This window comes from Paenibacillus sp. ACRRX (assembly GCF_022346885.1).
Classification (GTDB): domain Bacteria; phylum Bacillota; class Bacilli; order Paenibacillales; family Paenibacillaceae; genus Paenibacillus_B.
Genome location: NZ_JAKRNK010000002.1, coordinates 279,204 through 294,157, shown reverse-complemented (window position 1 = coordinate 294,157; position 14,954 = coordinate 279,204). Strand labels below are relative to the sequence as shown.

Here is a 14,954-nt window from a genome sequence, read left to right as displayed (position 1 = left end):
AAAATAAGGATGGGTTATTGTGCTTGTCGCATATAGCCCATCCTTTATTATTCTTTGGTTGAAAAGCTTGTATCTAATCCTCGATTGCTGCTTTTTTCGTATTAATCGCGCGAATAATCTTCGGATCAAATTTAGATGTTCTATCGTAAGTGTATAAACCATTGACTTCCTGTTCCACGTCATACAGCTGTGTGTAGCAGAAGCCGAACATCTTTGGATTATCGAGCAAAGTTGTCGTGAGGCCAGCGTAACGCGCAATAAATTCCTCTTCACTCTGCGGGCGGTCTCCATACCCCCAGGATTTCTGATCCAGTTGGCTCGGATTCCACCAGATGCCGCCATATTCGCTGACGAAATAAGGCTGTCCTCCGTAAGTTTGGCGATCGGGGTAAGTGTTGTACACTTCGCCGTCTTCAGCCATAGGTGCATAACGAGCACGGAACGTATCTACATTTTGATCGTAGTCGTGCACATCATATATATCGGTCACAACATGGAAATTACCGCTCGTATCAATTACAGGCCGAGTCGGATCAAGTGCTTTGGTCGTTTCGTATACAATCCGCAATACTTCATTATCTTGACGTGCACCATTACCTGAATCCCATGTTTCATTGAAAGGACACCAGCCGATCAAGCTCGGATGATTAAAGTCACGTTCAACGCCTTCTATCCACTCCGGCAAAAATCGCAAGAGTCCTTGCGGAGTAGAAATATCCAATCCCCAGTTAGCATGCTCACCCCATACTAGGTAGCCTAGCTTGTCAGCCCAATATAGGAAACGGGGTTCGAACATCTTCTCATGAAGTCTTGCACCGTTGAAGCCAAGTCCAATCGATATTTCGATGTCGCGCTTTAGATCATCATCGCTTGGAGCGGTATAAATACCCTCCGGATAGAACCCTTGGTCAAGGACAAGCCGCTGAAACACCGATTTGCCATTAATTCGGACAGCCATTCCATCGAGATGGATAGAACGTAGACCAAAATAGGAGATGGCGGAATCGATGATTGAACCATCGCAAACGAGACTTAAATTCAAACCGTACAGGTTGGGCGAACCTACTTGCCATAGGTGAACATCTGTTAATGAAAGTGTCAACTTTGCCAATGAGCTTCCGATGTTCACAGATGCTGAACCCATTGGCTTGTCCTCGAAGGAAGCATCGCAAGTAAGTTGAAGCCCCTTCACAGCGCCGTTTATTTTTGCTTCCAAATGTATGCATGCGTTCTCAGGGTCTGGCGTTATGCGGAAGGATGAGATATAGGTCTGGGGTACATATTCGAGCCATACCGTCTGCCAAATGCCAGTTGTTCTCGTATAATCACAACCATGGGAATGATACTCGCCAGATTGCTTGCCGCGCGGCTGGAGACCAGATCTAATATGATCCTCAGCATATACCGTTATGGTATTATCACCATGCTTCAAGGCGTGCGTGATATCGAACGAAAACGATGAGTAGCCCCCACGGTGTGACCCGACAAGTTTCTCGTTAATCCACACCTCTGCTTTGTAATCAACAGCTCCGAAATGAAGCAGTTTTCTGCCGTTGGACCACGCTTCAGGCGTTGCGAAGCTGCGTTTGTACCAGACGGCATTCATAAAGTCGGTATTGCCAATGCCGGATAGGCTGCTTTCTGGACAGAAAGGCACAACGATCGACTGGTTTAATGTGACGTCATCCTTTTGTAAACCGCGTGCCTTCCCACTGCATCCATGATCTATCTCGAACTGCCAATGTCCATTCAAATTTATCCACTGTTCACGTATAAATTGTGGTCTTGGATATTCAGGACGGGGTAACTTGTTTGTTGGCATAAGAATCCTCCTTGTTTTATGATTAACTAAAAAGTTAATTAATTAACGTGAGATAACGATACACCATCATAATAGTGCCGTATTCATCATCTGTCAATGTGATTCTCGCCCTAATTAAATAGAATGTATAGCAGGGATACAAATTTTGTGGATTGGTTAACTTAAAAGTTATATAATAGATGTAAGAAATGAGGAAATGGGAGGAACATCATGCAATCCATTGAAGTAAGCATTGATAACATGTCGTTTCTTGAGTGCTTATCGTCGGCTACTCGGGTTAGAATCATCGAAATGTTAAACGATAGACCCATGAATATTGGAGAGTTAGCCGAGGCGCTTGCCGTTTCTTCTGCGATTATCACGAAGCATATTCAGAAGATGGAGCGTGCGGGGATCATAGCGTGCGAAAGTACTGTTGGCAAGCGAGGCATGCAGAAGCTGTGTTTTCTCAAATTGGATTGTATTCATTTGCAATTCAGATCAAGGCAGGCGCAGCCTAAAAAAAGCTACGTGGCCTCGATACCAGTTGGTCACTACACCAATTTCGATGTGAATGCGACATGTGGTCTTGCTTCGGCATCTAAAATGATTGGTATGGTTGATGATCCTCGTTATTTTGCCGATCCAGAACATGTGCAGGCGAATCTTCTATGGTTTGGCAGCGGATGGGTCGAATATTGTCTTCCAAATTTTTTGCTGAGCAATCAGGAGCTCAAACGGTTAGAAATTTCATTTGAAATATGTTCGGAGGCGCCTGGATTCAATGAGCTGTGGCCATCGGATATTAGTTTCTTTATCAATGGAGTCGAAGTTGGTATGTGGACGTCACCAGGCGATTTTGGTAACAAACGTGGCTTATACACACCGGACTGGTGGAATCACGGCACGCAGCATGGCCTGCTCAAGACGATCGCTGTTATGGAAGAGGGCACTTACATGGACGGGGTTCGGATTTCGGATGTGTCGATACACATGCTCGGCATTGAATTTAACAAAGAGGTAAGACTGCGAATAGCATCGCCAACAACAGCGGACAATTGCGGAGGAGTAACACTATTTGGTGCGGGATATGGTAATTACGACCAGGACATCGTGGTGAATATGTATTATTAATCGTTAATGAATGAAAAGCAGCTGTGACCTTCCAATCGTGAGGGCGTTTTAACGCAAAAGTGATGAGATGATTGAAGTGACCCGACTGAATAGCGAGTTCTGAGAAGAAGCGAAAAAATGGCCGACAGCAACTCGAATGAGATGCTGTCGGCCATTTGCATCGATGGAATGCCGGTTATTAAGGGGTTACTTTCAGTTTTCCTGATAGCTCTGGTTTATTACTTTCTAAACGTAAGGGCAATGTTTTTTAACAGAGGCAAGAACAATCCAGAAAAAAAATGATTACATCTCATGCAATAAGATTACTTAAGAGCAGTACAGAAAATGATGGAGTATAATAATGACACTAACTTAAAAAGAATGAATCTCATTAAAGAGTAGGAATGATCTAATTTATGAAGATTTTAGTCGTTGAGGACGATAAAACAATCGCAACCGGTCTGGAATATTCGCTGCAGCAAGATGGCTTTTCTACGATCCTGTGCCATGATGTCGCATCAGCTCAAAAGGAGCTCTCCGAAGGCATCGAGCAGATTACATTATGCCTGTTTGATTTATCGCTTCCGGATGGGAGCGGATATGAGCTGTGCAAGCTGGTAAAGGAGCGAAGAGATATTCCGGTTATTTTCTTAACCGCTATCGACGATGAAGTCAATGTCGTGATGGGACTGGATATGGGGGCTGATGATTATATTACGAAGCCTTTTCGAATTCGTGAGCTTCTCTCTCGAATCAAGTCTGTCTTGCGGAGATACCAAAAGCCATTCCAGGCGAAAACAATCATGGATATCGGCAATGTACGCATTAACACTATGGAGGGAACGGTGTCTAAAAACGGAGCTGAAATTCTGTTGACGGCACTAGAGTACCGCTTGCTGCTGATCTTCGGCAACCATATTGGTCAAGTTCTCACGAGGAATCAGCTTTTAGAACAAATCTGGGATGTGGCAGGCGATTTCGTAAACGACAATACGTTAACCGTTTATATTAAAAGGCTGCGGGAAAAGCTTGAGGATGATCCGCAGAGCCCAACCTTGATCAAAACGGTCCGTGGTCTCGGATATAAGGTCGGTGACTAAATGCTGCGTAATCGAGAAATTCAACTATTACTGCTCATCATGAGCTTGATCAGCTTAACGGCACTCGTTACCGCTGCTTATATATCACCTGCTGCGGTGGTGCTCGTTGTTATCCTGTCACTTTTGCTTATAGGAAGTTGCTTTCTATTTACAAGCTGGAGATACCGCGAACTTGAGAAGCTATCCGTCTATTTACGCGAAATTAGCAGCGGTAATGACAAACTTGACGTTCGCGATAATCAAGAAGGCGAGCTTAGCATCTTAAAGAATGATATTTATAAAGTGACGCTTATGTTATCTGAACAGCGTTCGCTTCTAAAGCGAGACAAAATGCAACTGACGGACGCCATTTCTGATATTTCGCATCAGCTCAAAACGCCGCTTACCTCCATGACGGTTATGGCGGAATTGTTAAGCGGATCTGACCTGCCACCAGCCAAAAGAATGGAATTCACTCACAACATTCGGATACAACTGGAACGAATTGATTGGCTTGTGTCGTCGCTGTTGAAGCTATCGAAGATCGATGCCAAAACAATTCCATTCAAAAGAGATCGAATACTAGTAAAAGAGCTTATCCGGAAGGCGTTAGACCCTGTCTTGATTCCGATGGATATTAAGGAACAGACGGTATCGATCAAAGGAGATGAGGGCGTCTCTTTTATAGGGGATTTTAATTGGACTGTTGAAGCGGTCATCAACATTTTGAAGAACGGTGTCGAACATACCCAAGAGGGCGGAGCAATTTCCATTTCTTTTACCGAGAACGCGTTATTCACTGAAATCATCATTGCTGACAACGGAAAAGGCATTCCAAAAGCAGATTTGCCCTACATTTTTAAACGGTTTTATAAAGGGAAGCATGCTGCTGAGGGGAGCATCGGCATCGGTCTTGCAATGGCGCACAGCATTGTGGCCAATCAGAACGGAGTGATTGATGTAAGAAGCAGCAGCGTAGATGGCACGGAGTTTCGGATTAAATTTTATAAGCAAGTGATCTAACCGTAAGTGACTAAATCGTCACTTTCCAAGTCACTTGAAAGTCATGTTGGACAGATAAAATGATATCCATCAGCGATGCTATGGAGGTTATAACTATGGAAATTTTACGAATCGAACATCTGTCTAAACAATACGGGAAAGACGAATCTGCGGTAAAAGCGCTTGATGATATTTCTTTTTCAGTACGAAAAGGGGAATTCGTCGCCATCATCGGCCCGTCCGGATCGGGGAAATCGACACTTTTGCATATGTTGGGGGGTGTAGATCGACCGACTAGTGGGAAAGTATTTGTAGAGGATACGGACATGTATACCTTGGACGAAACGCAGCTGGCCATCTTTCGGCGCAGACAAATCGGTCTGATTTATCAGTTCTTCAATCTCATTCCTGTCCTGACAGTGGAAGAGAATATGACGCTGCCGCTTCTACTGGATAAACAGAAGGTAGATCAAAAACAATTGGACGTGCTGGTTCAGACATTGGATCTGAAGCATCGGCTAAACCATCTGCCTAATCAGTTATCTGGCGGGCAGCAGCAAAGGGTTTCGATTGGCAGAGCACTCATTAGCAATCCTGCGATTATGCTTGCAGATGAGCCGACTGGGAATTTGGACAGCAAAAATAGCAGTGAGATCGTTGAGTTATTAAAGATGCTAAATAAGACCTATCAGCAGACGCTGATCGTGATTACACACGACGAACAAATCGCCCTGCAGGCCGATAGGATCATTTCCATTGAAGACGGAAGAATTGCCAAGGACGAGGTGATCCGTCCATGAACATCGTCAATCGACTCACGATCAGACATCTGAAGCAAAATAAGAGGCGTACGTTGGTCACGATCATAGGTGTCATCATTTCGGTTGCCATGGTGACGGCTGTGGCAACGCTCGGCTTTTCTTTTTTGGATCTTATGCAAAGGCAGACCATCGCAGAGAGTGGAGAATGGCATGTCCTTTATAAAGATGTGAGCAAGGAACAACTCGCAGCTATTCAAAACGACGCTGCAACCAAAGTCGTCACGATCACCAAAGATCTGGGCTATGCCAGATTAGTAGGAGCAGACAACTCGACCAAGCCCTATTTGTTTATTCAGGCATACAACAAGCAAGGCTTCACGCAATTTCCAATTCAATTGAGCAAGGGGCGGCTACCCAGAACGGACAAGGAAATCGTGATTTCGGAAGCCATAGTGAAAAATGCAAAGGTAAAATATGAAATCGGTGATCATTTAACACTCCCAGTTGGTGAACGCTTCGAAAAGGGCAGCGATAAACCACTGGATCAATCTGAGCTATTGCGTCGTGAAGATGGAAAATTGAATGAATCCTTACAGCAAATCACAAACAGAGAACTTTCAGTGGTAGGTTTCATCAAACGTCCCGTCATGGAACCGGCGTGGGCCCCTGGGTATACGATCATAAGTTATATCGATGATACCAACATGAAGGCAACCGATCGAGTTAATGCGGCCGTCGCTCTGAAAACCCTTGATCGATCTTTGTTTGACCATGCAGATCAATTGGCGAAAATGAACGACATCGACTCTGTCGAATATAATCACGATTTGCTTCACTATTATGGCTTGTCAAAAAGCAAAGCCTCTAGCAGCACGATTATTTCCTTGGCGCTCATTATTATGGCAGTCATCATGATCGGCTCGATTTCGTTAATCTACAATGCGTTTGCGATATCTGTCTCGGAACGTTCCCGTCATCTAGGGATGCTTGCAAGCGTCGGTGCTACAAAGCGGCAGAAGCGGAACTCGGTGTTCTTTGAAGGTGTCATTATCGGATTAATTAGCATCCCCATCGGGATCCTATGCGGCCTTGCTGGGATAGGGATAACTTTCTTGTTCATTAATTCCATCATCCAAGGGGCACTGGGGACTACGGAAAAATTGACACTTATCATCACGCCAATGTCGCTCCTGATTGCCTGTGTTGTGTCGATGTTGACGATTTTCATTTCGACATTTGTCCCGGCAATAAAAGCTTCCAAAATCTTCGCGATTGACGCAATGCGCCAAACTGCCGATGTGAAACTTACACCGAAAGCCGTGAAAACGTCGAAGCTCATGCGCAAGTTCATCGGCATCGAAGCCGAGATTGGATTAAAAAATATTAAACGAAACAAGCGAAGATACCATGCCACCGTATTTTCACTCGTTATCAGTATCGTTTTGTTTTTAACTGTGTCCTTTTTTACCGCCAATCTAAAGCAATCTCTAGCACTCTCACAGGAAGGTGTTAATTACGACATTCAAATCTGGTACAGCAATTGGAAACCATTAGACGATTCGACAGTTCAATCGATTGCATCCCTGGACGATGTGAGCGAATACAATGTGATTGAATGGAACATGGTGAATGCCTGGTTTGATGAAGCAGCAATTGCTGATGAGCTGCGGAAGGCAGTTAAGCAGGATAGAAGTGCACTGAAGGAAGGGAAATACCTTTATGGCATAAAGATTAATGCAATGAACGATTCGAGTTTGCAAGCCTATGCCAAAGCGGTTGGCGCAAATTACGAACAGCTGACGAATCCAGATCATCCCGCCGCGATCGTTGTGGATACGATTCACTATAAAGACGAGACGTCTGGTAAATTTGTAAACACGAAAGCCATTCATGCAAAAACTGGTCAAAGCCTCAATTTGAGCTATATAAACGAAGAGACAAATAAAGAAACGCAATTAAATAAGGTAACCATCGCTGCGATGACGGATCAATTGCCTATGGGAATGCGTTCAGCAGAATTAGGGACCTTAGATATTATCGTATCCAAGCGTGTCAAGGAGCGACTCATGGACGAAAAGAGTATGTCATTCGTTCACTCTCAATTATTTTTAAAAAGCAAAAATCCTATGAAAACACAGCAGGAGATTGAAGAATTCAGAGCGTCTAACCTGTTCTTTTTAAATGAATACGAGTCCAGAGTAATGGAAGAACAAAGGATTTTGATCATGTCTGTCTTTTCGTATGGCTTTATTGTGTTAATTTCAGCTGTCTCAATCGCGAATATCTTCAATACGATCTCGACGAGCATAACGCTTCGCAAGCGGGAATTTGCGATGCTGAAATCGGTTGGCATGACGCCTAAAGGCTTTGCGAAGATGATGAACTACGAAAGCATTTTTTATGGGTTGAAGTCGCTGTTGTTTGGGCTTCCCATCAGCTTCGTTGTGATGTATCTGATTTACAGGGCATTGGCCAACAAATTCAGCTACGGATTTGTGTTTCCATGGATGAGCATTCTTTCTGTCATTGCTGCCGTTTTTGTTATTGTTAGTGCGGCTATGTTATATTCCAGTGCGAAAGTAAAAAAGGAAAACATTATTGATGCACTTAAGCAGGAGAGTATATAAATTGCAGGCTCACAAATTTGTGCAACCAGCCGTCGACCACAAATCGACGGCTGGCTATGATGTTATTCAGGAAGTTTCCTCAGAAACTGCTCGATCTCATCCATATACCCCGGTATCGTAATTTGTCTGGGAGCAAAAAGACTAATGAGGGTTGCCCGCAAATTCGAATTCGCTGTTTGCTTGGCAAGCATGGAGTGATCAGCGTCAGGGAAGACAGCTACACGCAGCAGTTCAGGTTTTACAACATTTCGATAAACCCGCTCTGTATCCTTCACATCGACATTTATATCATCTTCACCTAGCATCAATAATACAGGCGAGTTGAAGTTGCGAAGATCATCCGTAGCATCTGACAATAAATTTTTACCGGCGAATATCCATCTGTCTCTCGACATCAAGCTATTTTCACGTGCGATTTTGACATATTCTTCATAGGAGGCATGTTTCTCTAATAATTGTCGCACTTGTTGGTTATAAGCCAGTTTATCTTGAATTTCTGCTTCCGATTTTCCTTCAGCCAGCATTTCACTGCGTGTATTGTATTGACCTTGACTAATCCAGTTGATCGCCGGAGATAGAAGTAGGCTAAAAGCAAGCGTCTCCTGTTTGGCAAGCCTCGGAATGACCCAGCCCGCTTGACTCGCCCCCCACACCCCAATTTGCTTCTCATCAATCATTGGCTGCTCTTTTGCCCAAGCAATAGCCTGACGGGCTTCTTCCACACGGTCTTGTATGTTTTGATGCTCCCAATTGCCTTCCGAACCGTTAATGCCTCTTTTGTTAAGAGACAAAGAAGCATACCCAAGGGAAGCCAGCCGCTCCCATAGCGGCTTATAGCCATCATCATGAGAGGCGTCAATGGGGCCGTCACCATGAATAAACAATACTAATCCCAGCTTACTCGTGTAGTTTTTTGGCAGTACTAAGGTGCCGGTCAGTTTGCCTTGAGGCGTTTGGATTTCAACCGCTTGCTCAACCATGTTAAAGCTGTTTTGCATCATAATATAAAGTCCTGCACCGCCAACCAGCAGGAAGATGATTAATATAGAAATGGTAACTTTATGTTTCATATGATGGCTCCTTCGTTATGTGCTGATTACTATTTGTTACAATACCATGTAATTCCATTTTAATTCATTTAACACAAGATGCTGCACGAAGCAATTCTCATACAAATCCTTGGCACGTAGGTTAATCCCTACGACATCAAGGCAAGCAGATCTGAGTGTGGCTTGGTTTGCACTATATGCTGCGTCTACTGTCAAAATAGCTTTTCAACTTATGGAAGCTTTTGTTTTAAAAGAGATTTGAGCTTTGAATACCTCAACGATACACTTTAGGCCAGACCTAAGGTCAAGTAGTATTTGTCTTAATGATTAATTTTATAGAGAGGACATAGAAATGAACACGCTTGGATATGAGGTTAGGGGGATGTGCGGTATTAAAGGGAGGTGATACTTCTGCAAGAGTGGCGACAATCGAACAAATTTAATTCATGCATAAGGTATCAGTATTTTCAAGAAATCGAAAGGCATCTATCGTTCAGGAATGATACTTGCCTTTTTCATTCGCCAGTACTGTGGTATAAGGGGGAGCAAAAGGAGAATAAGGAAGCGATCGCAATATCGCTTCCTTATTGAATATGCACTTGAGATCTGAATTCAATCCTACGTAGATATTATTTAACGTAACTACATGACTATTGCCGTTTCAAGCTAATTGCGACCCGAGCTGACTCACTTTCGCCAGCCACTTCGCTCGCGCTTTATCTGATGATCCTCTGATCGGCCCCAACTCTGTAACCCGTACAGGCGATACTCCGCAAAATTTCAGTATGTTGCGTTTCATCACATTGTATTCTGCGTTTTTATATGCTAGCTTATTGTACCAGAGCGGAGTATCAGCAGTGACGATCAAACGCGATGACTTACCGGCTAAAAGCTTGTCCACTGCATAAGAATTTTCTCGATATTTGTAAGCAAAGCCAGGGAGAAAAATCCGATCGATAAATCCTTTAAGGATAGCCGGCATTACCCCCCACCATGTAGGATAAATAAATACGAGGTGATCCGCCCAGCGGATAAGGTCTTGCGCTTCTAGCAGATCTTTCTCTAATTCCGTTCTTTTTCGATATCCAAACTTTAAGTTCGGATCAAATTGGATCTTGCTCAACTCTATAGAGCGAACCTGAGCTTTACTGGCCACAGCCCCCTTCATATAGGCATCGGACAAAGCTGCGCAAAAGCTTTGTGGGTCGGGGTGTCCATTAATAACGAGAATTTTTGATTTCATAACCAGTTTCCTCCTGTTGTAACGAATTCATTTACGGTTTGCGATATAATATAATGCATGACTTCAATTAGAATAGTACGAATCGAAAGATAAATGTATCATCAAAAGCGCAATAAACTTGCTTATTTACGCAAAGGGAGAGTGGATATTGAAGAACCCGGGAGTTCCCATTACAGCGGTATATCCGATTATGAAGTCAATTGTTCATAAAGGATTTGATATAGAGGAATATTTTAGGTATTCTTCGTTTGACTGCAATTTATTGCAGGATACGGAGGCTCGTATTACTGAAGAGGAATTGGAGCGATTGATGATTGCTGCCGCAAATTACACGCAGGACAATCATTTTGGCTTGCACCAAGGACAAATCATAGAGCTTGCCGATATGGGCATTCTCGGTTATGTGATCCTTCACTCGAAAACCGTAGTTGATGCGCTGAGTGCTTATCAGAGATACAATGTGATTCTATGCAGCGTTTTCACTTTGAAATGGGAAATGGAGGGCGACGATGTCCTTATCTTTTTTTCTTTACAGCTTCCCGGTCACATTTCGCGTCATGTCGTAGAAGAGATGGCGAGTTCGCTGTATCATTTGATCAACAAGCTTAGTAACCAACACATCCTGTTGCATGAAATTCGGTTTGTACATGAGGCGTCGGCAGATTTACGACCCTATATGGAGGTATTCGGCAAAGAACCCTGTTTTGGCGGGAAAGATAATGTTCTGCGCATGAGTAAGGACGTGCTGAATTATCCGATTCTGTACTCTGACTCAAAACTGCTGGGTGTTTTTGAGAAAATGGCGCGAGAAACCAAAGATGAGCTGACCCAGTCAAGTCTGTTTTCAGATCGGGTAGTTCTGTGGATGAAAGAAAGTGTTCCTTCCTTTTTTCCGACCTTGCTGCAAGCAGCGGAATATTTCACAATAAGCATAAGAACACTCCAAAATAAACTAAAGGCTGAGCAAACATCCTATAATGAGTTATCTGTACAGGTACGCAAGGAACTGGCCATGAGTTATTTGCAAAAAAGAGAGTATTCCGTTGGCGATATCGCCTATTTGCTGCATTTTTCGGAGCCAAGTGCATTTCAAAGCGCTTTTAAGAAGTGGACGGGTTTAACACCAGGACAATATCGTAACCAAATACGTGTACTAGATAAAAAGAGTATAACTTGACACCTAATCGAATTCGGAGATATTATAGATACAATAAGTCTTTAAATGAGGTGTAACCGTGAAATTTACTAAAGCAACCAATTACGCTTTGCACACCATGCTTGCGCTTAATGAGGCTTCTCAGGTTAAGCCGATAGGTGTTCAGCAGTTAGCAGAATTACAAGGTGTTTCACCAACCTATTTATCCAAAATTTTAACAAGGCTTGTGAAAGCAGGGATGATCGAGTCCGTATCTGGGGTCAACGGAGGTTATCGCTTATCTCGCAAGAAAGACGATATTACGTTTTTGGATATAATCCATGCGATCGAGGGCAACGCATCTTTATTTGAATGTGATTTTGTCCACGGCGACGAATGCACGATTCAAGCTGTAATGAAGGAAGCGGAAGAGAAGATGGAAAGCCATCTTAAAAATACAAAGTTAACAGATCTGATTCAAAAGCAAGCGAAAGTTTAAGCTCACGTTATTTTATGCGGAAAGGAGGTATAGTCGGTTGCACACTGCTGCGTAGTACAAGATTTTTTTAATTCAATTAAAGATATAATAAGTCTGTAATATCTATATAAGGGGGTTGTGTATATGATTTACGATTGCGCCATTATTGGTGGTGGACCAGCCGGGTTGAATGCAGCCCTCATCCTTGGAAGAGCAAGGAGAAAGGTGGCTATTATGGACAACAATCAACCCAGAAATGCTGTTACACATGCGTCTCACGGCTTTATTACGAGGGACGGCGTAACGCCAGCCGAGTTTCGCAGAATTGCGCTTGAGGAGGTAAAGTGCTATCCGTTAGTGGATCATCTGCAATCCGAAGTTGTGTCCGTTGACACTACCCCATTCGGGTTTGAGTTAGTTGATTCTGTTGGCCACCGTCTGCAAGCACGAAAGCTAATCTTGGCTACAGGTGTAAAGGAGATATATCCAGAGATTGAAGGCTTTTATCCGCTTTACGGGAAGAGCTTGTTCAATTGTCCCTATTGCGACGGATGGGAACTCCAAGATCAAGCGCTTGTTGTTGTTTCTGAATTTTCAAACCTGTTCCATATGGCCAAATTGCTGCTCAATTGGAGCAAGGATTTGGTTGTCTGTACGAACGGAAAGGCATCTCTGACGGATAAGCATAAACAGCAGCTTCAATCAAAAGGGATTGTGGTCATGGAGCAAGCGATTGCAGCTTTCATCGGCCAGAATGGGCGGCTTGAACATGTTCGCTTTGCAGACGGCACTCAAATTCCAAGAGCTGGTGGCTTTGTGACTCCTACCTTTGTGCAAAGCGCCCCGTTTGCAGAACGATTAGGCTGTGAAATGTTGGCCGGGGGTGGGATTAAAACGGATGAAAAGGGGAGGTCCGCAATACCTGGATTATATATCGCTGGAGATACTTCTTACGTAGCTCCCTCACAAGTGGTTTTTGCTGCAGCAGACGGCAGCCAAACGGCTATGAGTGTGAATTTGGATTTGACGGAAGAGTATTTTACTAGTAGTAGTTTACCCCATGTCTAATTGTGGATATAAAATGCCTTTAATATCTCATAAAAGTTGAATTAGGCATATACGTCCTATGCGCTTTCGATTTCAAACGTGTTAATTAAAGGAGGTGGTGAGATCCAGAATGGATAGTTAGCTGTTATTTTACGTGTGTGAAAAGTATTGAAATGGAGGGAAATACACATGACGATTTGTCACTCTACGGATTCAACCTTTAAAAGTGATTTGCAAAATGATGGTTTTACATTGGTTAATTTTTGGGCGCCTTGGTGTGGGCCCTGCCGCGCTTTTGCACCTATACTCGAGGGTTTCGATCAGGAGTATCGCAAATCAGTGAGGGTATTGAAAGTCAATGTAGATGAACACCCGGATATTTCTTCTCATTATGGGGTTATGAGTCTGCCAACTACGATTCTTTTTAAAGATGGTGAGCCGATCGATAAAATGATTGGGGCTGTTCCCATTGATAAATTAAAACAGTTCATAATAAATAAAATGAATTAAACAACGCAGAACACCAAACGAAAGCCGCCCACACAATCGGCGGCTTTCACTAGTTGAGCAGCGAAATTCTAAGAGCAGATCAAATGAATGAAAATGTTAGCTAAAACAGCACAATCTGTGGATAAACTTGTCACAGATCAGGAGAAATCAATAGCACCTTTATAGTACACTATAAGGAGTCCGCAATAGAAGCTGCTGTTATCGTTATATCTTTTCAGAATACTTATAATTGGTGGGTGATACTATGATAATTGAGCACAATAATCTCGAAGAATATCTAGACCCGATAAATTATGATCTAGAATTTGGTGGTGAGATTAAAAAATATCATTTTTATATTGAACTTGCTAAATCGAACCCAGGAGAAGTTCTAGAGCTTGCATGTGGTACAGGATTAACAACAATACCTTTATCACAGTCTGGAATAAATATGACGGGTGTTGATATTGCGACCACGATGCTAGAATACGCACGGATTAAAGCAAAAGGTTTGTCTGCCGTTTTTCTTGATGGGGATGCGCGGACATTTAAATCAGAGAAGCGTTTTTCCATGATTTATTTAACAGGAAATGCTTTTCAGGCCTTTCTAAGCGATGAAGATCAAATTTGCTTGCTCAAAACCGTTTATACGCATTTAGAACCCAACGGGGTATTTGCCTTTGAAACACGTAACCCGCTGGGAACGGACTTATCAAGCCAAGAAGAAACGACTTGGGGACAATTTATAGATAAGGATGGACATCATGTGAAGGTATCTGGAACGCAATCCTATGATGAAACAAATCATATTATGCACTGGGTCACCTTCCGTGATTGGGGACATAAGAAATCTACTTCCCGAATTGCCTGTCGTTTTACCGATAATGACACTCTTAAGTCTATGTTGACAAGCAACGGATTCTGTATCGAAAGCCAATATTCGGAATGGGATAAAACTCCGTTTTCTACTTTTTCTTCATCTATCATTACTGTCTGTAGGAAGGTATCACATAAATAGATTTATCGTCGTAGAAACGAATTACGAATTACTACTTCCTTTTGATGTGGTTATAAGCGTTTATAACTGAATTGTTTACCTTGATAGCCGATCCTTCGTATAGGGTCGGCTA

The 14,954-nt window shown here is 43.0% G+C and carries 13 protein-coding genes; 10 read left to right on the top strand and 3 right to left on the bottom strand.

Annotated features, from left to right (window positions below; all coding sequences use genetic code 11):
* Positions 1-73: 73 nt before the first annotated feature.
* On the bottom strand, positions 74-1,822 hold the full coding sequence (locus MH117_RS06775) for a glycoside hydrolase family 2 protein (protein WP_239327923.1): 1,749 nt from the start codon (positions 1,820-1,822) through the stop codon (positions 74-76).
* Positions 1,823-2,032: 210 nt separating this feature from the next.
* Here MH117_RS06775 and MH117_RS06770 point away from each other — a divergent pair, with 210 nt between their 5' ends.
* From MH117_RS06770 to MH117_RS06750, 5 genes are all read left to right on the top strand, one after another.
* Positions 2,033-2,935 carry an ArsR/SmtB family transcription factor gene (locus tag MH117_RS06770; RefSeq protein ID WP_239327922.1) on the top strand — a complete coding sequence of 301 codons (903 nt, stop codon included), beginning with the start codon at positions 2,033-2,035 and terminating at the stop codon, positions 2,933-2,935.
* 395 nt (positions 2,936-3,330) lie between these two features.
* Positions 3,331-4,014, top strand: a complete 684-nt coding sequence (locus tag MH117_RS06765; RefSeq protein ID WP_239327921.1) for a response regulator transcription factor — start codon at positions 3,331-3,333, stop codon at positions 4,012-4,014.
* Complete coding sequence (locus MH117_RS06760) at positions 4,015-5,016, top strand: sensor histidine kinase (RefSeq protein WP_239327920.1); 1,002 nt, start codon at positions 4,015-4,017, stop codon at positions 5,014-5,016.
* A 95-nt stretch (positions 5,017-5,111) separates the two neighbouring features.
* On the top strand, positions 5,112-5,795 hold the full coding sequence (locus MH117_RS06755) for an ABC transporter ATP-binding protein (protein WP_239327919.1): 684 nt from the start codon (positions 5,112-5,114) through the stop codon (positions 5,793-5,795).
* Positions 5,792-8,383: an ABC transporter permease gene (locus MH117_RS06750; RefSeq protein WP_239327918.1), complete on the top strand. Its 2,592-nt coding sequence runs from the start codon at positions 5,792-5,794 to the stop codon at positions 8,381-8,383. The genes MH117_RS06755 and MH117_RS06750 overlap by 4 nt, the downstream gene beginning before the upstream one ends.
* Before the next feature lie 62 nt (positions 8,384-8,445).
* On the opposite strand, the gene MH117_RS06745 is transcribed toward MH117_RS06750, so the two are convergent.
* Positions 8,446-9,453 carry an alpha/beta hydrolase family protein gene (locus MH117_RS06745; RefSeq protein WP_239327917.1) on the bottom strand — a complete coding sequence of 336 codons (1,008 nt, stop codon included), beginning with the start codon at positions 9,451-9,453 and terminating at the stop codon, positions 8,446-8,448.
* 640 nt (positions 9,454-10,093) lie between these two features.
* A complete protein-coding gene (locus MH117_RS06740) occupies positions 10,094-10,675 on the bottom strand; it encodes an NAD(P)H-dependent oxidoreductase (RefSeq protein ID WP_239327916.1) in 582 nt (193 codons plus the stop codon).
* Positions 10,676-10,823: 148 nt separating this feature from the next.
* Between MH117_RS06740 and MH117_RS06735 the strand changes: the two genes are divergently transcribed.
* The 5 genes from MH117_RS06735 (at position 10,824) to MH117_RS06715 (ending at position 14,842) form a co-directional block, all read left to right on the top strand.
* Positions 10,824-11,852 (top strand): AraC family transcriptional regulator, encoded by a 1,029-nt coding sequence (locus tag MH117_RS06735; RefSeq protein WP_239327915.1) that lies wholly within the window; start codon positions 10,824-10,826, stop codon positions 11,850-11,852.
* Positions 11,853-11,910: 58 nt separating this feature from the next.
* Complete coding sequence (locus MH117_RS06730; RefSeq protein ID WP_239327914.1) at positions 11,911-12,309, top strand: Rrf2 family transcriptional regulator; 399 nt, start codon at positions 11,911-11,913, stop codon at positions 12,307-12,309.
* Between the two features lie 123 nt (positions 12,310-12,432).
* Complete coding sequence (locus tag MH117_RS06725) at positions 12,433-13,356, top strand: NAD(P)/FAD-dependent oxidoreductase (RefSeq protein WP_239327913.1); 924 nt, start codon at positions 12,433-12,435, stop codon at positions 13,354-13,356.
* Between the two features lie 168 nt (positions 13,357-13,524).
* Positions 13,525-13,845, top strand: coding sequence for a thioredoxin (gene trxA / locus MH117_RS06720; RefSeq protein WP_239327912.1), 321 nt, complete (start codon positions 13,525-13,527; stop codon positions 13,843-13,845).
* Positions 13,846-14,089: 244 nt separating this feature from the next.
* Positions 14,090-14,842, top strand: coding sequence for a class I SAM-dependent DNA methyltransferase (locus MH117_RS06715; RefSeq protein WP_239327911.1), 753 nt, complete (start codon positions 14,090-14,092; stop codon positions 14,840-14,842).
* Positions 14,843-14,954 lie beyond the last annotated feature (112 nt).